We start from the raw sequence: 20,599 nt of genomic DNA, 5'->3' as shown, positions 1-20,599 counted from the left end.
ATACCAATCGGCTTAATCAAGTGAATTGGTATTAAAACTGGTAGTTAATGCCGACCATGCCGCGGATACCATAGTATTCCACCTGTAATGGACGACCTTGCTCACCTTGGTAGTACTGCAATGCTTCATTGGTGAGGTTACTCAGCTCTAGGTAAACTAACGTTTGTTCGTTAAGTTGGTATGACGTTGTAAAGTCGACGCTGGTATTGGCACCATAGTAGCTATCCGATTGGCTATCGCCACCGTGCTCTTCGATATAAGTACCTTTATGATTAAGCGCTATTCGAGCTGCAAAGCGGGTGTTGTCGTAATACAGCGTAAAGTTGTACAGCTCATTGGCCTGACGTGGAATGGCAACCTTTTCTGTGCGCTCAGGGATCTGCATTTCAGAATCCATAAAGGTCGCATTGGTCATTACCCCAAAGTTGCTCAACCTGTCAGAAATAAAACCAAGGTCGCGGTTAAACGCCAGCTCAATGCCCGCAAGCCAAGCGCTATCGCCGTTTTCAGGACGGATGATGGTCACGCCTTGCTTGTTGTTGTAATTGCCAACGCTGGTGGCTTGGAAGATTGGGTCTTGGATATCTTTGTAGAATACCCCCGCAGAGACCAAACCAACGCGGTCAAAGTAATGTTCCACCATCAAGTCGAGATTATTTGAGTAGGTAGGGTCGAGCGCTGGGTTTCCTGAGTTAAGCTGGTTGTCCTGCTCAAGGTAAGTTGCGCCTGGTGTTAACGAACCAAAGTCAGGGCGGGCAAAGGTGCGAGTTAGTGCGAGGCGATAATTGGTATCGTCATTGGCACGATAGGTAACATGTAGTGCAGGTAATATTGACCAATAATCATTGCTGTTGGTGGTATCAACAACTTTGTCTTCGTCGGCTAAATAAGTGTAACCAGACACTTCGGTATCGGTGCGGGTAACGCGTAAGCCACCTAATACTTCCCAGTTGTCGCTGGCTTGGTAAGTTGCCATACCGTAGAGCGAGGCGTGGGTTTCTTCAACATCGAAGTTTCTGCCCAGCGCTCCACCGTTGCTGATGAGTGCTGATTCACCCGCATCTAGCTTGAACTTATTGCGATTTTGCGTCCAAAACTGAGCAAGAGCATCGGTGGAAGCCACCTGCGACAACTGCGTGCGATAATCAAACTTGGCTTCGCTTAAGTAATCGCTGCGACCGGGTTGATCGCTTAAGGTAAAGTCTGCAAGCGTTGGCGCTGCGCCATATTGTTCGCTGTCCCACGCGTAAAACTCATCGGCAAAGTCAGCTTTACGGACTTTATCGCGGTATTTTGCCCCAAACTTAACGGCTAACTGGTTATTGTATTGCCAGTCAAAGTCGGCATTGGCTACCAGTCTGTCTTTTTCGTTGACGTAGACCTTGTATAGCTCAACCCAAGATAAGCCCATTTTGTTTGGATCTAGTGTAAAGCCTGAGGGGAAGTGATTGCTAATGGCGTTCCAAGGATCGCTGCCGCCGTCTACTTGGTTGTAGGCATAATTTTTACCGGTATCGCGGTCTTCAAGTCCAATATATCCTACCTCTTTTTGATCAAAACGAGCGACAAAATAGCTGTTGTCTTCACTGTTGGGTTTGTCGCCATAGCGAAACTCATTTTCGTAGGTCGCTATTTGCCAAGAGAGCGTCTTATCAAAGCCAAAGTCATGTTCACCTGCAATTTCAAAGCCTTGCATTTCGGTGATGAGTTCGTTGCGAATATGCTGCAGCTCAGCACGGTTTTTATCAAAACGTAGCCTGTGCTTATAGTGGGTTTCATCATCAATCAGTGTGCCATATAGGGCGCTGGCGCTGAGCGTGCCGTTTTCAAGTTGATATTCCAGCGAGCCATTTAAGCCGTAGGTTTCACGGGTTCCCGTATAATCACGCAGCTCTAAGCGGTAAATGCCCAAGCCATCGTTACCCCGGCGTGGCTCATAGTTATCCGTTGCCCAATCACGCTGCCAAGCTGTGGCATTAATGATAAAACCTAGCTTGTCGTCGAGTAGACGGTCGCCGTACACTACATTGGCAGAATAGTTTGTGCCATCGGCCAGTTCGTTTTGACCCACAGCAAAATTGGTTTTGAGGATAAAGTCGTCAGCGCCTTTTTTGGTCACGAAATTAACATTACCGCCAATCGCATCGCCTTCCATGTCAGGGGTGATAGCTTTAGACACTTCCACAAATTCAATCAATTCGCTTGGAAAAAAGTCGAACGCAGTAGCGCGGCTGGTGGTTTCCTCTTCAGCGGTTGGAAGGCGGTTACCGTTGATGCTGGCCGAGCTCCATTGTGACGGTAAACCACGCACTGCAACAAAACGGCCTTCACCTTGGTCACGCTCTATCGACACACCTGGAATACGTTGCACGGCTTCAGCGGCATTTCTATCTGGTAACTTACCAATCCCATCGGCAGAAATGATACTTTTGATATTACTGGCATTTTTTTGGTTATTTGCTGCGGCCATTTCGCCACGGAAGATTTGCCCAACTGTGACCACTTCTTCCATCGCTTGTTGATGGTTTAATAAGATTGGAGACAATGTAGTGACTTTGCCATCAGCCACTTCTACCTGTAGTTCAGTTTCCTGATAACCCATATACTTCACGACTAAGGTGTAGCGACCGGCATCCAGTTTTGGCAGTTCAAAGCGACCACGATAATCAGATACAGTGGATATATCTTGGCCTTTTACTGAGATAACAGCGCCAGATAGATTACTTTGTGGGTCTTTTACAACACCAACAAGTTTACCTGTCGCAGCATATAAGCTGGGACTGGTGGCGAGTAACACGGCAGCAGCGATTTGGGTTAGTTTTTTCATTGCTCTTTTCTCAAAAGTTTGGGTTAAGTTTTCTGGTCTAGTCCAGTTTGTTGCAGATAGAGTAATGACGGTTTTTTACATTCCGATGACACAAAGGTGAAAAATTAACTAGCGCCTGCAGCTCTTTGTTGTTTGATTCGCTTTTTAGGAGATAGGAGGATGTTGTTAGATGTTTGGCTTAACTGAACAAGATTTGTCATACTCGCGTTATCAGTAGCAGGTTTTCAGTAAAGGAATAGCAACGTGATTTATGCTTTGATTGCGGCGATTGGACTTTCTCTTTTTATCTATAGCATCACTGCTCGACAATTAGATAGGGCTGAGCTCACTGCACCTATGTGGTTTGTGCTAACGGGCGGGGTGATAGGCTTTGTGCTTGGTAATATTGATGGGGGGCAACAAGCTTTAGCGGTAGATATTAATGGCCTACAGACTTGGTTGCCGATTATTGAGCTGACGCTTGCGATTTATTTATTTTCCGATGCTGCAAAAACGCGATTACGGGTGTTATCTCACAGCTTCCAGTTACCGGTTAAGTTGTTACTCGGGCTGCCATTAACTATGGTATTTGGCGCTTGGGTGGCCCATGAGCTGTTCCAGTTATCTTGGTTGGCGTGTTTTTTAATTGCGGTGATCATCACCCCAACCGATGCTACTTTATGCAAAACCTTCATTCAGGATAAGTCTGTGCCCACCAGATTACGTGAGGCAATTAATGTGGAAAGTGGCTTGAATGATGGCCTGTGTATTCCGGTATTTCTGTTTTTACTGGGCGTAGTAGCTGAGCGAATGCAAGCGACAACTGAATCATTTGCTTGGATTTTTATACGGGAAGTGGGGATTGCACTCGTTGTCGCGGGGTTACTGACTGGGGTGATAATTTGGTTACTTAAACGCGCCTATCAACATCATTACTTTGCGTCTAAAACCAGCCCTTTTCTCTTTGTTGGCATCGCTTTTTTAGTTTTCTCGGTAACCCAAGCTCTGCATGGCAGCGGCTTTATTGCTGCATTTGTTAGCGGTTTGCTGTTTGATAAATATTATCGTGATGAGTTTAAAGATCAGCTTATCGAAGAAGGGGAGCATCTCGCCGAATTTGCGGCTTTTATGATCTGGATTGTGTTTGGTTTGTCGGCCAGTGTAGTGCTGTTAAATGTTACCCAATGGCAGGTTTGGGTGTATGCAGTGTTAGCAACCGCCTTGTTTAGATTGATCCCGGTATTCCTTTGTTTGTTAGGTGGCGAACTGACAACCAAAGAGCGCTTTACGTTAGCTTGGTTTGGACCCAAGGGATTGGCTTCGGTGGTGCTAACCTTAATGCTACTCAGCGAAGAGTTGCCAAATGGTTTGCAAATTACTCAAGTGGCAATGGCAACGGTGCTGTTGAGCATTTTTGTATTTGGATTATCCAGTCGACCCATTTCTAAATTATTTACCAGTACTTCAGACCGAGAGTGATTACTCTAAATCACAATTGGTATAGCGTATGATTTCGTATCTGAATTGTACTGTTATATTGTAACTTATTGTGAAATAAAATATTTTTTGTCACTTTGTTGAAATAAAAAAGTCATGTAACGCGCCTAGACTGTGCCCGCCTTACAGACAAATATTACGTTTCAGGAACAGTACAATGAATAAAAAGTTACTTACAGTTGCTATCTCTGCAATTCTACTTACCGCGTGTGATGACGATACAAAAACCGTTGAGGTGATCAAAGAAGTTGAAGTCATCAAAGAAGTACCAGTGCAAGAAGTGACACAAGTAAAAAATGTGATCCTTATGATCGGTGACGGTATGGGACCACAGCAAGTTGGCTTACTTGAAGAGTATGCACAGCGCGCGCCAAACTCAACTTATAAAAACAAAGGCAATCAAACTGCGCTGTCTAAACTTGCTGCGGGTGGTCATTTAGGCCTTTCCATGAACGCACCACATGGCGCGACTGGCAGTCTAGTGACTGACTCTGCTTGTTCGGCAACACAATTAGCAACTGGCCTTGCTGCAGGCTCTGAAATGATAGGCCTTGATGCCGATGGCAATAAAGTAGCGACTATCTTAGAAAAAGCCAAAGCCGCAGGTAAAGCGACGGGTCTTGTTTCAGATACGCGTATTACGCACGCGACGCCTGCTGCATTTGCTGCCCATATGCCGCATCGTTCATACGAAGCTGAAATCGCTGAGCAATTAGTTCGCTCTGGCAGTGTTGACGTGATGTTATCTGGTGGCGCTCGCGTATTCGTACCAAAGAGCACGCCTGATAACGCTGAAGTAAAAGCACAACTTGACGCGCTTGGCATGCCTAGCAGCGTATACAAAAAATCAAAACGTGGCGATGAAACTAACCTAGTTGTTGAAGCAAAAGAGCAACATGGTTATGGCCTTGCTTTTGATAAAGCACAATTAAGCAGTTTTGAAGGCGAAAAAGTACTAGGCCTATTCGCAAACTCTGGTATGAGTGACGCTATTGCTTACAAAGCTTGTCAACAAAGCAACAGCTGTACTCAGCCTTCATTAAAAGAAATGACGGTGAAAGCGCTTGATATCTTGTCTAAAGATGAAGATGGCTTTTTCTTGATGATTGAAGGCGGTCAAATTGACTGGGCGGGTCACGCAAACGATGCAGGTTGGATGTTAAACGAGCTGCTTAAATTTGATGAAGCCGTTGAAGCTGTTCATGAATGGGTAAAAGACCGCAACGATACGCTAGTTGTTGTGACTGCAGACCATGAAACGGGTAGTTTTGGCTTTAGTTATTCAAAGCATGAGCGTCCTGAAGCACAAACGCTGTCTGGCGATGGTATGTATGTAAATGGTGTTGCTAAAGAATATCATCCTAAGTTTAACTTTGGCCCACTTGCGCAACTAGACAAGCTTTACGCGCAAACAGGCACTTTCTTCGATATTCTTGCTGAAGCTGCGCCTGATGAAGCCTATGAGAATGTATCGGGTCCAACTTGGAAAGCGACCATTGAAGATATGACGGCTTACACCGTGACGCTAGATAATGCAGAGAAGGTTGGTCAAAGTGTCTATGACGATAAAGATGCAACGATGATCCCTGCGTTTGAAGACTTTAGTGACTTCTACGTATACGCCAAAGAAGACTACACTGGAAAAATCGCTCGCGCGATTGCCTCAGAGCAAAGCGTAGTGTGGGGTACTGGTACGCATACGGCTGCGCCAGTACCGGTTTATACTTTCGGTCCTGCGGGCGTAACTAAGCAGTTCTCAACTATGCAGCACCATGTGGATGTTGCAAACAAAATGATGACTGCACTTGGTTTAACTGAATAAACCAAGCACCTAGATTTAAGTAACTTCAGTTAAGCCACAGCAATGTGGCTTTTTTCCGTCATTAAGGTCAGAAACTCGCGTTGTGGTAGCGGTTTTGAATAGTAATAACCTTGACCAAAATCACATCCAGCCTGCTTTAATAGCTGATGCTGGGTCGCGGTCTCAACGCCTTCAGCGATGACTTTTAAGCCAAGGCGGTGGGCCATCAAAATAATGGTTTCACACAGGGTTAAATCGTCTGCATTGGTTGCGATGCCATCGACGAAGCGCTTATCAATTTTCACAAAGTGACAATCTAATTGTTTTAGATACGCAAGTGACGAGTAACCCGTGCCAAAGTCATCTAACGCAAATTGAAAGCCTTGCTGCTTTAACCGTTCAACTCGTTGTTTAGTGCGGCTATCATTGTGCATCATCATTCCCTCAGTGACCTCTAAAACTAGTTGTTCAGGGGAGATCGCAAGCGTCGTGAGTTTGTCACTCCAGCTTGCTAAGGTGCAATTTTTAGCGGCAAATTGGACCGGTGACACATTGATGCTAATTTGTGTTGCATGGCCTAAGTGCTGTAGTTGCGTCAACGTATCAACAGACTGAGCAAAGGCTAAATCTCCAATATGGTGAATGAGCTGGGTTTCTTCGGCTAACGGAATAAACTCAGCTGGACTCACCATGCCTTGCTCTGGGTGTCGCCAGCGGATCAAGGCCTCGGCTTTGGCGACGCGATTGTCGTCAAGTGACACGATTGGCTGGTAGTGCATTTCAAATTGATTGTTATGCAGTGCAGTGCGAATACCTTTGAGCATTTGCATTCTAGATTCCGCGACTTTGCGTAAGGTATCGTCAAAAATCACATAGCCATTGCGACCTTGTTGCTTTGCTCGATACATTGCTTGATCGGCGGCCTTTAATAGGGCTTCTGCACCATTACCATCTGTTGGTGCGGTGGCAATCCCCATACTTGCTGTGATATGGCACTGCTCATCTTTGATCTCAAATGGTTGTTTGAGTGCAGATTGGATCTGGGAGGCCAATGCTTTGCATGTTGTTTTGTGTTCATCATCTTCCAACACAAAGACAAACTCATCACCTCCAATGCGAGATAAAAACGCATGCGGAGCCATACTCTTCAAACGTTGCGCGACTAACTTTAAGAGTAAATCACCGTAATAATGGCCTAAAGTGTCGTTAATATCCTTGAAGTTGTCGAGATCGAGTAACAGCACGGCGGTTTGTTGTTGTCCGCTGGCAACCTGCTTTTTTAAGTGCTTTTTAAGTCCTACACGGTTGTGAAGATCGGTTAATTCATCAAAATGTGCTTGTTTCCAGATCAGCGCATCTTTACGCTTAACTTCGGTAATATCGGTGAAGATCGCGACACGGCGATAAATCTCACGGTTGCTATCATAAACGCTATCAATAGTTAGCCATTCGGTGTAGAGCTCGCCATTTTTCTTACGGTTGACAATCTCACCTTGCCAACGGCCATGTTCGTTAAGCTGCTGCCACATTAACTCGTAAAAGCTACGGTCGTGTTGACCCGACCCCAACATGGCAGTGGACTTACCTAGCACCTCTGAGCGTGAGTAACCAGTTACACGCGTAAAGGCTAGGTTGACGTCCAAGATAAAGCCATTGGCATCCGTGATGATCATGCACTCGCTACTATTGTTGTACACCAATGCTGCAAGGTTTAGTGCCTCTTCTTGATGCTTACGTTGACTAATATCTCGGAAAATCAGCAACGCCTGAGGATGGGATTCAATGGCGCACAGGCGACATTCAACTACTTGATTGCTGGTTGGAGAAAACTCGAGTTGCACATAGGTTTTATCGTTTAGCAGTGCCAGTTCTGCTCGGATCCGCTTATAAATATGTTCTGGTAGCAACTCTCTCAGCGTTTGCGCCTTATCGGTATAATCACCATAGCGAGATAAGATCTGAGCCTGCTGATCTAAGCGCACATAGCTATCGGGGAGTGCATTAATCAAGGCTTTTACAACGGCAAGTCTATGATTTGCATTGTCTTCAGCGGCAAGGCGTGTTTGCGCCATATGAGCAAAGCGCTCGGCGATATGCTCAAATTCGCTAGGGACTTTGGCTGCGTTAAAACGAGAATCTTGTTTACCTGACTCAAGTGCTGCAATAGCATCCTTTAGTGCGCTTAGCGGTTTTAAAAGTTGTTGCTTTAGTTGCCAATGGGTTTGCCAAAACAAAATGCACACAAGCACAAAGAAGACCCCTAAAAAGAGTGCAAATCGCTTATCTATACTGCTCAACTGGGACTCAAAGTCGAAACTAAAGTAGATTTGTAACGCTCGGTTGCTGTTATTGAGTGATTGCTTTACATACACCAAGCGATTGCCTTCAGGGGTGTTGAGTAGTGTCGCCTGTGTGCTTAAATTGCTTGGCCAAGAACTGCTAACAGCACGACCAAGTTCTGCATTTGCTGCTGGATATTGCGCAATGATTTGCGCTTTAGCATCGGCAATCATTACCCGAGTACCAACAGGAAGCGGCAGTTTTGCAAGGGTCTGGCTCCAATGCGTTAAGCCTTTTACCGCAACAAGCATAAATAAAAATTGTTGCTGATCATCGTAAATTGGTAGCGCGAAGTTGACCGTTGCACGCTGCATGCTGCGGTCAATCTGATACTCACCAATACTGAACTGGGCAGTGCGTATTGCGGTTTTAAAGTAACCACGATCGGCGATATTGATCTCGCGTTGATCTGCTTGATGCGTCGTACAAAGTACGTTCCCTTGTGCGTCAACTATGCCAAGGTTAGCTAGGTTGGGGCTGAGCAGCATCGCGTGATAAAGCAGCGGCGGGCACTTACCGTGCTCTACCGTAAGATGATCAATACGGGTCGACAGTTGCTGTAAGACTTGTTCTGTATCTGCGAGCTCTACCTGCTGGATCGCCGCAACTTGTTTGGCATAATGCAGCGCCTGTTGTGACTGTTGTGTTAATGCCTGCTGACGTTGCTCACATAATAGAAATAAAATAATGATCAGACATGGCAAGCACAGTAGAACTAGTAAGCGATAAAATCGAAACTGTATTGAAGATTTCAGAATAATCCCACCTATGGAGCTGATCAGAGAGCGCGAATGATACCGAATCGAGTAGGGACAACCAAGCAAATTTGCATAAATAATTCAGCTGCAAAAGCATCCTTAAGCAAGGGTTAACAAATGGAATTTTTAATTTCTAATTTGAAAGTATGACGTGATTATCTGGCCAAAAAAAATGGCATTTTTTCATCTCTCCACTTTTTTCCACAAAATTCATGATCTTCCACAAATCCCGCGATTTTTCTGGCTTTCAAAGGCGTTAAAGGTGCCGACTGAGCTTGACAAAAGTGCTTGTCAAGCCCTAGACTGTTCTTCTGTGGTAAAAAGTGGGTTTTAGTGGATCAAACTGGATCAACCAACTTAGAAATAGGATCAGCATGTTTCGAGGTGCAAGTTCGCTAGCTTTGGATGACAAAGGGCGTTTTGCGGTACCGACTAAGTACCGTCAACCGCTGCTGTCCGAAGATCAGGGAACTGTTATTTGTACTATTGCGATCAACGAACCGTGCTTGTGGCTCTACCCACTCTCCGAATGGCTAGAAATTGAGACCAAACTAAGTCGCATCTCTAATACCAATCCCAGAGTGAGACGCTGGCAGCGGATGTTGCTAGGTCATGCTACAGAATACCAACTAGACAAAAATGGCCGGATTTTATTAGCGCCTTCATTGCGATCCCATGCGCAGTTAGGCAAAAAAATAATGCTAGTTGGGTTACTCAATAAATTTGAAATTTGGGACGAAGAACGCTGGTATCAGCAAATGCAGGCAGATACCGAAATTGAACACTCAGGAAACTTTGAGGAAAGCCCTGAACTGGAAAACTTTTCCTTGTAGGGGTAAACAAATTAATGAGCGAAGAGTTTAAGCATATTTCGGTATTAATGACCGAAACCCTAGATGCCCTAGCAATTAACCCTGAAGGTATATATATCGACGGGACATTTGGTCGTGGTGGGCACTCAGGTGAAATCCTCAAAAGATTGTCGACTGGGCGTTTACAAGCCATAGATCAAGATCCTCAAGCAATTAAGGCGGCTGAAAAGTTTGCCGATGATGCGCGTTTCTCTATAGCGCGAAGCCGCTTCTCGCAAATTAAATCTGTCGCGGAACAAGCCGGTATCTTAGGTCAGGTTGATGGCATTTTGTTGGACATTGGTGTGTCTTCACCTCAGCTTGATGATGCAGACCGTGGCTTTAGCTTTATGAAAGACGGGCCACTAGATATGCGTATGGATCCTGATTCAGGTCGCAGCGCTGCACAGTGGCTAGCTGAAGCAGAGCTTGAAGAAATGGTATTCGTGATCAAAAAGTATGGCGAAGAAAAGTTTGCTACTCGTATTGCTCGTAAAGTCATTGAAGTGCGTGAGCACACCGCGATTACAACCACAGCGCAATTAGCGCAATTGATAGATGAAGCTGTGCCTGTCAAAGACAAACACAAGCATCCTGCAACTCGTACTTTCCAAGCCATTCGTATTTATATTAACAGCGAGTTAGAAGAAATTCAGACTGCATTGCAAGCGTCACTTGAGGTGTTAAAACCTGGTGGTCGGTTAGTGGTGATCTCGTTTCATTCTCTAGAAGATCGCATTGTAAAGCAGTTTATCAAGAAGCAGAGTAAGGGAGAGGCGATACCCAGAGGTCTGCCTTTAACGGATGAACAACTTAAACAAAATCTCACCTTAAAGGCAGTGGGTAAAGCCATTAAGCCTAGCGATGCAGAGATTGCACAAAATCCACGCTCGCGAAGCTCAGTATTAAGAGTGGCGGAGAAGCTCTAATGAATGCAAGTAAGCAACGTCAACCGAATCTATTTGTAGAAATAGGCTATTACATCATTGCTAATAAGTTGACGGCATTCTTGCTACTTACGATTTTGATTTCTGCACTCGCAGTAGTGCAAATTACCCATTTAACTCGCCAGCAATTGATACAGCAGGATGAGTTATTGCAACAGCGCGATGAGCTAGACCTACAATGGCGATATCTCGTTGTGGAAGAAGAGTTTTACTCCCAGCATGCAAGGATTGAAGAGATAGCCAAGATGCAGTTAGAGATGAAACGCCCAACCAGTAAAGATGAACAGGTGATTGTGCTGCCATGAATAAACAAAAGCAAAAAACTCAATCTATTATCACCTGGCGCTTTGCTCTAGTTTGCGGCGTAATGCTCACCGTTTTTATGACGCTTGTTGCACGCGCTGCATTTTTGCAAGTAATTGAGCCTGATAAGGCCATTGAAGAAAACGATAAGCGCACCGTACGGGTTGAGAAACTCAATGTTCAACGAGGCATGATCTTCGACCGCAATGGCAAAGAGCTGGCAGTGAGTGTGCCGGTTGTGAGCGTTTATGCAGATCCCCTTGCCATTGATAAGGCACTTGCCAAAAAAGTGTTACGCAAAGCCCGTAAAGAAGGTGAAGATTATAAAGCGTTGGAGCAAAACGATGCTGAGCTGAAAATACGGAAACAAGCTTGGTATGATGATGAGCTCAGGTGGAAAGAGCTTGCAGATGTGCTCAGACTTAAACCAGAAAATGTCGATGAACGGCTTAGGGGAGACCCAAGCCGTCGTTTTGTCTATTTGAAGCGTCAAGTGACGGCGGTTGTTGCCAACTATATTCGTCAAATGCGCCTGCCGGGCGTGCACTTGCTTGACGAGTCCAAACGTTTTTACCCAAGCGGCGAAGTAACGGCGCACATGATTGGTGTAACCGATATTGATGGCAAAGGTATTGAAGGAGTCGAGCGTATGTTCGATTCTGCATTAACCGGTACGGCTGGTAAACGCACCATTCGTAAAGATGCGCAGGGTCGTGAAGTACAAGTACTTTCAGAAGAACAGCGTGTTGAGCCGGAAGATGTTTACTTGAGTATCGATTTACGGATCCAAGCTATTGCCTATCGCGCGTTAAAATCAGCGGTACTGAGCTATAAAGCTACCTCTGGTTCGGCGATAGTTGTTGATGTACACACTGGCGAGGTTTTAGCTTTGGTGAATAGCCCAAGCTTTAATCCTAACGATCTAAGTACCGCTGCACCTTATAAGCGTCGTAATCGCGCTATGACTGACCTATTTGAACCCGGTTCAACCTTAAAGCCTTTAGCGGTATTGGCTGGTTTAAATTATGGTGCAGTTAAGGCAACAGACACGATAGATACTTATCCAGGCTGGATGAACTTAAGCGGTGGCTTGGTGAAAGACACTCGCAACAATGGTGAGCTGAGCTTAAGAGAGATCCTTAAAATCTCCAGTAACATGGGAGTTGCGAAGATCTCGCAAATGCTGCCAAAAGAGTATTTTATCAATTTATATCAAGAAGTAGGTTTTGGTGAGCCAACGGGCTCAAACATGATTGGTGAAAGCGCTGGCTTATTTTATCCAAACCGCCGTTGGTCTAACTTTGAAATTGCAACGCTCTCTTATGGTTACGCAGTATCTGTAAGCACCGCGCAAATGGCAAGACTTTACGCTATGTTTGGAGCCGGTGGTATCTTGCGACCACTTACAATTGTGAAGCAGGATGAAGTTCCTGAAGGTAAGCGTATTTTTAGCGAGCAAGATACACATGCCGTGGTAGAGATGATGGAGTCAGTATTTGAACGTGGTGGTACTGCCCACAACGTAAAAGTTGATGGATACCGTGCCGCTGGTAAAACAGGTACTTCAGAAAAAGCGGTTGCGGGTGGCTATGGTGATGAGTATGTTGGTTACTTTGCGGGCGTTGCACCAGTAAGCGACCCAAGGCTTGCGGTTGTGGTGATGGTTAATGAACCGGCGGGAGATGTTTACTATGGCGGTCAAACCGCAGGGCCTGCTTTTGCTGAAATTATGTCTAATGCACTGAGAATTCTAAACGTAGCACCTGATAAAGAGCGTGTGGCTTATATTTCTGGAGCAGATAACGATGCGTGATCTTGCTCAGGTACTCAGTGATTATGGTGTCAATATTGCCCCTGTTGAGGTTGAGCATCTACGCATAGACAGTCGAGCGATTGAGCCGGGTGATTGTTTTGTTGCACTGCAAGGTCATGCCCAAGACGGTGCTAAATATGCCGCCAGTGCCGTTGCGCAAGGCGCTAAATGTGTGCTTGCAGAAACGGGAAGCGAGCTTAATGTTGCACCAGAGCAAGCGATTTTTATCGATAATCTTGCTGATAAGTTGGCAGCAATTGCAGCGCGGTTTTATGCATACCCGAGTAAAAAGCTCAAACTCACAGGCGTTACTGGCACCAATGGTAAATCTACCACGACAGCGATGATTGCCAATTTAGCGAGCCTAACCGGTAGTGCTGGTGCTGTGATAGGTACGCTTGGTTATGGTCAACCAGACAGCCTTATTCCGCTGGCAAACACCACGCCGTCAAACGTAGATTTACAACGTATTTTGGCGTTTTTACAGCAACAATATGATCAAGTCGCGATGGAGGTATCTTCCCATGGCTTGGTGCAAGGTCGAGTTGACGAATGCGACTTTGATGTGGCTGTTTTCACCAACTTGACGCGCGATCACTTAGATTATCACGGTGATATGCAAAGCTATGCAGAAGCCAAAAAACTGCTATTTACTCGCTGTGCGCCAAATCACAAAGTCATCAATATTGACGACGAAGTAGGTGCAAGCTGGGCCGCTGAGTTTAATGACGATACAGTGGTTGTTTACGGTCGCTGGAGTGAAGCGCATAGCTACCAACAATATGTATGCTTTGATGCCGTGTCGGCACACCCAAATGGTTTAACAGCGACGTTAAAAACCAGCTGGGGTGAATGTGAAGTCAGTGTGCCACTGTATGGTGAGTTTAATCTTTATAATTTAGCTGCTGCGATTGCGACTTTACTATTGCAAGGCGCAAGTCTTGAAGCATTAAGCGAAGCTTGCAGCCAACTTGCGCCAGTTGCAGGCCGTATGCAGCCATTTAGTGCCCCTGAAAAACCTACGTGTATTGTTGATTATGCCCATACCCCAGACGCTTTGGCACTCGCACTACAAGCCTTGCGAGCACATGTACCGGGTAATCTTATCTGTGTGTTTGGTTGCGGTGGTGATAGAGATAAAGGTAAGCGTCCTGAAATGGCGCGAGCTGCGGAGAAATATGCAGATAAACTGGTGATCACCAGCGATAATCCACGAAGTGAAGATCCCACTTTAATCATTGATGACGTTAAGGCAGGACTCATCCACCCTGAGTATGCTGTCTGCCAGCCTGATAGAGGGCTAGCCATTCAACACGCGATAGACCTAGCTGATGAAAACAGTGTGGTGCTAATAGCGGGGAAAGGGCACGAGGATTATCAAATTATAGGTACTGAACGCATTGATTTTTGTGATAGGCAATGCGTTGCAGCGATTTTACGAGGGGAAAAGGCATGATCAAGATGGATTTTTCTTGGCTTGCAGCAGTCTTAAAAACCCCTTACGACGGGGAGAATTTGGCAGTCGCCAATATTAATACTGATACCAGAACAATACAGTCTGGAGAGGTATTTTTAGCACTTAAAGGGCCTAACTTTGACGGCCACCGCTTCTTGGATGTGGCCAAAGCGCAGGGTGCTATTGCAGCTATTGTTTCTGAGCACGATGAAGATATCGATTTACCACAGTTTGTTGTTGCAGATACGCGCATTGCTTTAGGCCAAATTGGCCGAGCAGTAATTGAAACCGTTGCCCCTAAAACCATTGCAATTACCGGCAGTGTCGGTAAAACCACAGTGAAAGAAATGTGTGCGGCGATTTTGGCGCAAAAAGGTAAAGTCCTTGCGACGAAAGGTAATTTTAATAACGACATCGGGGTACCGTTGACGCTATTGCGCTTAAGTGAAGATGATGAATATGCGGTGATAGAACTCGGCGCTAACCACTTGGGTGAAATTGCTTATACCACTGCATTGGTAAGTCCAGACGTGGCGACAGTATGTAACGTCGCACCAGCCCACATCGAAGGGTTTGGTTCAATTGATGGGGTAGGAAAAGCGAAAGGTGAGATTTTCTCAGGCCTAAAAGCTGACGGTGTCGCAGTCATCAATGCTGATAGCGATTATGCTCAGATGTGGCAGGAAAGCTTAGCTGTTTCTAAAGTGAAACGTTATAGCCTAAATGCTCAGCTTGATATTTGGGTGGAAGCAATTGAGCTGGATGAGCTAGCTCGCCCGACCTTCACGCTATGCCAAGGTGAACAGCGTACCACCATTAGTTTACCGCTTAGTGGCCAGCACAACGTTGGCAATGCGTTGATTGCGGCAGCATTGGCAACTGAACTGGGCGCAAGCTTAAGTGAGGTGGCAACGGGTCTTGAACAAATGGCTGAAGTAAAGGGCCGTGTCAACATGATCCAAGTCTCGGACACGCTGCGTGTCGTCGATGACACCTACAATGCAAACGTGAAATCTGTCAACGCGGCGATTGATTTACTGGCGTCTATGTCTGGCTATAAAGTATTGGCGTTGGGCGATATGGCAGAACTGGGTGAAGATGCCCGCGAATATCACCGTGAAGTCGGCGAGTATGCTAAGCAGCAAGGCATTGATGAATTGTTTTCATTGGGGGTGCTGAGTAGTAGCGCAAGCAATGTATTTGAAAAGCCAAATCGTCATTTCTCGACTCGCGAGAATTTAATGAAGGCGTTACGGGTTGTATTGGCTGAGCAATCAGGACAATGCACCGTTATCGTTAAAGGATCACGTAGTGCGCGGATGGAACTGCTCGTTGAAGAATTAGTAAACGCTGGCCAGTCGGATAGCGAGACAGGAGAAGTATCATGTTAGTTTGGCTAGCCGAGTATCTTACCCAATATTATTCTGGGTTTAACGTATTTTCTTACCTTACGCTGAGGGCGATTTTAGGCATTTTAACGGCCTTAATGATTTCGTTGTATTTTGGCCCTAAACTTATTGCTGCATTACAACGTATGCAAATTGGTCAGACCGTACGTGATGATGGCCCTGAATCGCACTTGTCCAAGTCGGGTACCCCAACCATGGGTGGACTCTTAATTCTGGCTGCGATCTTTACCAGTACGCTACTGTGGGGCGACCTTAGCAACAAATATGTATGGGTGACGTTATTTGTCATTGGCAGCTTAGGTATTGTTGGGTTCGTGGACGATTACCGTAAGGTGATCAGAAAAGACAGTAAAGGCCTAATTGCACGTTGGAAATACTTCTGGCAGTCGGTTATTGCGATATCTACGGCGGCATTTTTGTACTTTACGTCCACCAGCGTTGCGGAAACCACGCTAGTCGTGCCATTTTTGAAAGATGTATTACCACAACTTGGTTTGTTCTATTTAGTCATGAGCTACTTTGTGATTGTGGGTACGTCAAACGCAGTTAACCTGACTGATGGTTTGGATGGTCTTGCCATTGTTCCGACCATTTTGGTTGCCTCAGCACTCGCGATTATTGCATACGTGACTGGTAACGCTAATTTCTCAAGCTACCTTCATATTCCTCATTTGCCACTCACAAGTGAATTGGTTGTGGTATGTACGGCGATTGTCGGCGCAGGCCTTGGTTTCTTATGGTTTAACACTTATCCGGCACAAGTTTTTATGGGCGATGTGGGTTCATTGGCGTTGGGTGGTGCACTCGGGATCATCGCTATTTTAGTACGCCAAGAGCTAGTGCTGATCATTATGGGCGGTGTATTTGTGATGGAGGCATTATCCGTGATTTTACAGGTAGGGTCATACAAACTCAGAGGTCAGCGGATCTTTAGAATGGCCCCCATTCACCATCATTACGAATTAAAAGGATGGCCTGAGCCGCGCGTGATAGTCCGTTTTTGGATCATCTCGATTATCTTGGTTCTGGCCGGTCTTGCGACGTTGAAGATTAGATAATGACGTATATTGAGCAATTACAGAAAAAGCATGTCACGGTACTGGGACTTGGAGTCACAGGACAGGGGATTGTGCGTTTTCTGCTGTCGCACGGTATTAATCCAAAAGTGGTTGATAGTCGTCCAGTGCCTCCGGGCTCGGACTGGCTAAGTCACAACGCACCTGAATGTGAAGCGGTATTTGGCAATCTTGCTGATGCCGCTTTGGCGCAAACGGATCTGATTATCATTAGCCCAGGGATCCCGCTATTTGAACAGAGCGTTGCCGCTGCCATTGCCGAAGGCGTTGAAGTCATCGGCGATATCGAGCTATTTGCACGCCTCAATACCCGTCCAGTGATTGCCGTTACGGGCTCTAACGGTAAGTCCACCGTTGTTACGCTCGCGACAGAAGTATTGAAAGCCGCAGGCTTAAAAGTTGGGCTTGGCGGCAATATTGGCACGTCTGTGCTGTCGTTGTTAGAGCAGCCGCATGATGTTTATGTGCTCGAGCTGTCTAGTTTTCAGCTTGAAACCACGCATAGCTTGGCTTGTTTGTCGGCAATGATCCTCAATATTACTGAAGATCACATGGATCGCTATCCTGATTTTCAAGCTTATATCGAAGCGAAGCAACGTATTTACCAGCATGTTGAGCATATTGTCTTTAATGCTGAAGATCATTATACCTTTGCGCAGCATGGTCAAGGCAGCAGTGTATCCCTCACTGAGGGGGATTATCACTTAATGACCTTTGACGGTGAGCCGCATTTCGCACATAAACAAACACCACTATTACCGGTAAAAACATTGGCGATGGTGGGGCGACATAATCAATTTAATGCCTTGGCGGTATTGGCGCTATTAGCGCCGATGCAATTACCTATGCAGGCATTTGCCAGCGCGTTTGCGAGTTTCACGGGGTTACCTCATCGTTGTCAGTTGGTTGCCGATGTTGCAGGGGTTCGTTACTTCAACGATTCAAAGGCAACGAATGTTGGCTCGACGGTCGCTGCTATTGATTCTTTGGCTTCAGGCCGCAAAAATATTATTTTGATCGTGGGTGGTGATGCGAAAGGGGCAGATCTTTCACCACTCAAGACGCCACTCACTACGCATTGCAAAGCGCTATTTTGTTTCGGACAAGACGGCGCACAGTTTATGCCACTGCTGCGCAATAGCCATCAAGTCAACAATTTAGAAGAAGCTGTGTTGGCGGCAAAAACGATAGCGACCAATGGTGATATTGTGCTATTAGCACCAGCCTGTGCCAGTATAGATATGTATCCAAACTATATGGCGCGTGGGGATGAGTTCGTCCGTTTAGTGGGGGAACATGCTTGATTAATGTCGCTGATATCAAAGAGGCGCTAACGCCTCGCCAGTCCGAGAGCTTATTTGACGTACCTTTGATGTACTGCATGCTCATGCTTATTGGAGTGGGATTTGTGATGGTGACAAGTGCTTCTATGCCGGTTGCCGAGCGACTATTTGATAATCCTTTTCACTTTACCATTCGCCACGTTATCTTTTTAGTGGGCTCGTTTATTCTCTTTTGGTTCGCGACAAGTGTGCCAATGACTTGGTGGAAACGCAGTAATCCATATTTGCTGCTTTTTGGTTTGGTACTGTTAGTGGCGGTACTCATTATTGGTCGCGAAGTAAATGGTGCAAGGCGCTGGATCCCGCTTGGTCCTTTTGGTTTGCAAGTAGCAGAGGCATCTAAGCTATTTTTCTTCAGCTATATTGCCGGCTACTTGGTACGTAAACGCGATGAAGTACAAGAAAACATCAAAGGCTTCGCCAAGCCAATGATTGTGTTTGCGGTGTATGCGTTCTTAATTTTGATGCAGCCGGATTTAGGTACTGTGGTGGTCATGTTTGTGACGACCGTTGGCCTATTGTTTTTAGCCGGTGCAAGGCTTTGGCAATTTTTTACCTTAATGCTTACCGGTGTCTCTTTGGTGGTAGTGCTTATCATCATTGAGCCATATCGTATGAAGCGTGTCGTGGGCTTTTTAAACCCTTGGGAAGATCCATTTGGCGCTGGTTATCAATTGGTACAATCCCTAATGGCATACGGCCAAGGTGGCTGGTTTGGTCAAGGTTTGGGTAATAGCATACAAAAGCTACAGTATTTGCCGGAAGCACATAATGACTTTATTTTTGCAGTAATTGCCGAAGAACTGGGCTTTATCGGTGTATTTAGCATTATTATTTTACTCGGTGTATTGGTTACTCGTGCGCTTTTTATCGGGCAAAAGGCCCTTAAAGCAGGCAAAGAATACGAAGGGTATTTTGCCTTGGGCATTGGTATTTGGTTTGCCTTTCAGGCAGTTGTTAATATTGGCGCGAGCGCCGGCATTTTACCCACTAAAGGCTTAACACTGCCATTTGTTTCTTACGGTGGCTCTAGCCTCTGGGTGATGACAATTGCGGCAGGCATTTTACAGCGCATAGACTTTGAGACAAAAATGTCGACAAGGCAGGCAACATCCCGTGGAGGTAGACGATGACAAAACGTCTTCTAGTGGTCGCGGGCGGTACAGGTGGACATATTTTTCCAGGTATTGCAGTGGCACAATTTTTACAAGCGCAGGCTTGGCAAGTGAGCTGGGTTGGCACTGCGGACAGAATGGAAGCGGATGTGGTGCCGCGTTACGGTTTTGAAATTGATTTCATTGCCATGAAAGGCGTACGTGGTAACGGAGTCAAACGATTACTAACCGCGCCATTTATGGTTTTAAAAGCGGTACTAGCAGCAAAGCGTATTTTACAACAGCGTAAACCTGATGTGGTGTTAGCCATGGGCGGTTATGTAACTGGCCCTGTAGGTGTTGCTGCGAAACTGCTTGGGATCCCTTTGGTGATCCATGAGCAAAATGCGGTTGCGGGTATGAGCAATAAGTTGCTGGCGAAAATTGCAAGTCGCGTACTGGCTGGTTTTCCCGGCGCATTCAGTGAAAAGCTCGCTCAGGTTGTGGGGAATCCGGTACGTGCAAGTGTTGCTGAGATTAGCGATAAACCGGTTTCAGTGCCGTTAAATCTATTAATTGTCGGTGGTTCATTGGGAGCAAAAGCACTGAATGAAACCGTGCCAGAAGGACTCAAGTTACTTCAGGAACAGGTGGCCAGTATCGGATTAAATATTCGTCATCAAAGCGGTAAACATAACCAAGACGATACACAACAACGATATGAAAGTGCAGGCATTAATGCTGAGGTCAGCGAGTTCATTCATGATATGGATGCCGCATACGCTTGGGCCGACCTTGTTATTTGCCGTGCCGGTGCGCTTACTGTGAGTGAGATAGCCGCAGCTGGGAAAACGGCGATTTTTGTGCCTTTCCCACATGCCGTTGACGATCACCAGACGGCTAACGCGCAATTTTTAGTGTCGGCTGGGGCAGCTTTTATATTGCAGCAAACTGCACTGACGCCAGAAATGCTAGCAACTACACTGCAGCCACTTGTTATTGAGCCGCAAAAAATTGCGACCATGGCAGCAAAAGCGAGACAATGCGGTAAGTCGGAGGCAACAGCGAAAGTTGCCCAAATTTGTACAGAATTATCGAACTAGGA

Annotated in this window: 14 protein-coding genes; 12 read left to right on the top strand and 2 right to left on the bottom strand. The window is 45.9% G+C overall.

Annotated elements, in window-relative coordinates:
* Nucleotides 1–31 precede the first annotated feature (31 nt).
* Nucleotides 32–2,827 (bottom strand): TonB-dependent receptor, encoded by a 2,796-nt coding sequence (locus EXT47_RS14595; protein ID WP_130126938.1) that lies wholly within the window; start codon nucleotides 2,825–2,827, stop codon nucleotides 32–34.
* 243 nt (nucleotides 2,828–3,070) lie between these two features.
* Between EXT47_RS14595 and EXT47_RS14590 the strand changes: the two genes are divergently transcribed.
* Complete coding sequence (locus tag EXT47_RS14590) at nucleotides 3,071–4,285, top strand: sodium:proton antiporter (protein WP_130126937.1); 1,215 nt, start codon at nucleotides 3,071–3,073, stop codon at nucleotides 4,283–4,285.
* Nucleotides 4,286–4,460: 175 nt separating this feature from the next.
* Nucleotides 4,461–6,125: an alkaline phosphatase gene (locus EXT47_RS14585; RefSeq protein WP_130126936.1), complete on the top strand. Its 1,665-nt coding sequence runs from the start codon at nucleotides 4,461–4,463 to the stop codon at nucleotides 6,123–6,125.
* 29 nt (nucleotides 6,126–6,154) lie between these two features.
* Here EXT47_RS14585 and EXT47_RS14580 read toward each other — a convergent pair whose 3' ends face one another.
* Nucleotides 6,155–9,148, bottom strand: coding sequence for an EAL domain-containing protein (locus EXT47_RS14580; RefSeq protein WP_130126935.1), 2,994 nt, complete (start codon nucleotides 9,146–9,148; stop codon nucleotides 6,155–6,157).
* Between the two features lie 428 nt (nucleotides 9,149–9,576).
* Here EXT47_RS14580 and mraZ point away from each other — a divergent pair, with 428 nt between their 5' ends.
* Genes mraZ through murG form a run of 10 tightly spaced genes read left to right on the top strand, consistent with a single transcriptional unit; the run spans nucleotide 9,577 to nucleotide 20,597 of the window.
* Nucleotides 9,577–10,035 (top strand): division/cell wall cluster transcriptional repressor MraZ, encoded by a 459-nt coding sequence (gene mraZ / locus EXT47_RS14575; protein ID WP_010368661.1) that lies wholly within the window; start codon nucleotides 9,577–9,579, stop codon nucleotides 10,033–10,035.
* Between the two features lie 14 nt (nucleotides 10,036–10,049).
* Nucleotides 10,050–10,982, top strand: a complete 933-nt coding sequence (gene rsmH / locus EXT47_RS14570; protein WP_010368659.1) for a 16S rRNA (cytosine(1402)-N(4))-methyltransferase RsmH — start codon at nucleotides 10,050–10,052, stop codon at nucleotides 10,980–10,982.
* Nucleotides 10,982–11,305, top strand: coding sequence for a cell division protein FtsL (gene ftsL / locus EXT47_RS14565; RefSeq protein WP_010368658.1), 324 nt, complete (start codon nucleotides 10,982–10,984; stop codon nucleotides 11,303–11,305). The genes rsmH and ftsL overlap by 1 nt, the downstream gene beginning before the upstream one ends.
* A complete protein-coding gene (locus EXT47_RS14560; protein WP_130126934.1) occupies nucleotides 11,302–13,116 on the top strand; it encodes a penicillin-binding protein 2 in 1,815 nt (604 codons plus the stop codon). Before ftsL ends, EXT47_RS14560 begins: the two co-directional genes overlap by 4 nt.
* Nucleotides 13,109–14,572 (top strand): UDP-N-acetylmuramoyl-L-alanyl-D-glutamate--2,6-diaminopimelate ligase, encoded by a 1,464-nt coding sequence (gene murE, locus EXT47_RS14555; protein ID WP_130126933.1) that lies wholly within the window; start codon nucleotides 13,109–13,111, stop codon nucleotides 14,570–14,572. The genes EXT47_RS14560 and murE overlap by 8 nt, the downstream gene beginning before the upstream one ends.
* A complete protein-coding gene (gene murF, locus EXT47_RS14550) occupies nucleotides 14,569–15,963 on the top strand; it encodes a UDP-N-acetylmuramoyl-tripeptide--D-alanyl-D-alanine ligase (protein ID WP_130126932.1) in 1,395 nt (464 codons plus the stop codon). The genes murE and murF overlap by 4 nt, the downstream gene beginning before the upstream one ends.
* Nucleotides 15,957–17,039 (top strand): phospho-N-acetylmuramoyl-pentapeptide-transferase, encoded by a 1,083-nt coding sequence (mraY, locus tag EXT47_RS14545; RefSeq protein ID WP_130126931.1) that lies wholly within the window; start codon nucleotides 15,957–15,959, stop codon nucleotides 17,037–17,039. Before murF ends, mraY begins: the two co-directional genes overlap by 7 nt.
* A complete protein-coding gene (gene murD, locus EXT47_RS14540; protein WP_130126930.1) occupies nucleotides 17,039–18,361 on the top strand; it encodes a UDP-N-acetylmuramoyl-L-alanine--D-glutamate ligase in 1,323 nt (440 codons plus the stop codon). Before mraY ends, murD begins: the two co-directional genes overlap by 1 nt.
* Entirely contained in the window at nucleotides 18,358–19,533 is a 1,176-nt protein-coding gene (ftsW, locus tag EXT47_RS14535) for a cell division protein FtsW (protein WP_039494194.1), read from the top strand. Before murD ends, ftsW begins: the two co-directional genes overlap by 4 nt.
* A complete protein-coding gene (gene murG, locus EXT47_RS14530; protein ID WP_130126929.1) occupies nucleotides 19,530–20,597 on the top strand; it encodes an undecaprenyldiphospho-muramoylpentapeptide beta-N-acetylglucosaminyltransferase in 1,068 nt (355 codons plus the stop codon). The genes ftsW and murG overlap by 4 nt, the downstream gene beginning before the upstream one ends.
* The last annotated feature ends 2 nt before the right edge of the window (nucleotides 20,598–20,599 follow it).

This window comes from Pseudoalteromonas sp. CO342X (assembly GCF_004208915.1).
Taxonomy (GTDB): domain Bacteria; phylum Pseudomonadota; class Gammaproteobacteria; order Enterobacterales; family Alteromonadaceae; genus Pseudoalteromonas; species Pseudoalteromonas maricaloris.
This window is presented reverse-complemented; position numbering and strand designations above follow the sequence as displayed.

Excerpts from the sequence above, each read along its gene's own strand:
- rsmH (WP_010368659.1), top strand. The coding sequence starts at position 10,050 with ATGAGCGAAGAGTTTAAGCATATTTCGGTATTAATGACCGAAACCCTA.
- murF (WP_130126932.1), top strand. The coding sequence starts at position 14,569 with ATGATCAAGATGGATTTTTCTTGGCTTGCAGCAGTCTTAAAAACCCCT.
- mraZ (WP_010368661.1), top strand. The coding sequence starts at position 9,577 with ATGTTTCGAGGTGCAAGTTCGCTAGCTTTGGATGACAAAGGGCGTTTT.
- mraY (WP_130126931.1), top strand. The coding sequence starts at position 15,957 with ATGTTAGTTTGGCTAGCCGAGTATCTTACCCAATATTATTCTGGGTTT.
- murG (WP_130126929.1), top strand. The coding sequence starts at position 19,530 with ATGACAAAACGTCTTCTAGTGGTCGCGGGCGGTACAGGTGGACATATT.
- murD (WP_130126930.1), top strand. The coding sequence starts at position 17,039 with ATGACGTATATTGAGCAATTACAGAAAAAGCATGTCACGGTACTGGGA.
- EXT47_RS14585 (WP_130126936.1), top strand. The coding sequence starts at position 4,461 with ATGAATAAAAAGTTACTTACAGTTGCTATCTCTGCAATTCTACTTACC.
- EXT47_RS14560 (WP_130126934.1), top strand. The coding sequence starts at position 11,302 with ATGAATAAACAAAAGCAAAAAACTCAATCTATTATCACCTGGCGCTTT.
- EXT47_RS14595 (WP_130126938.1), bottom strand. The coding sequence starts at position 2,827 with ATGAAAAAACTAACCCAAATCGCTGCTGCCGTGTTACTCGCCACCAGT.
- murE (WP_130126933.1), top strand. The coding sequence starts at position 13,109 with ATGCGTGATCTTGCTCAGGTACTCAGTGATTATGGTGTCAATATTGCC.
- ftsL (WP_010368658.1), top strand. The coding sequence starts at position 10,982 with ATGAATGCAAGTAAGCAACGTCAACCGAATCTATTTGTAGAAATAGGC.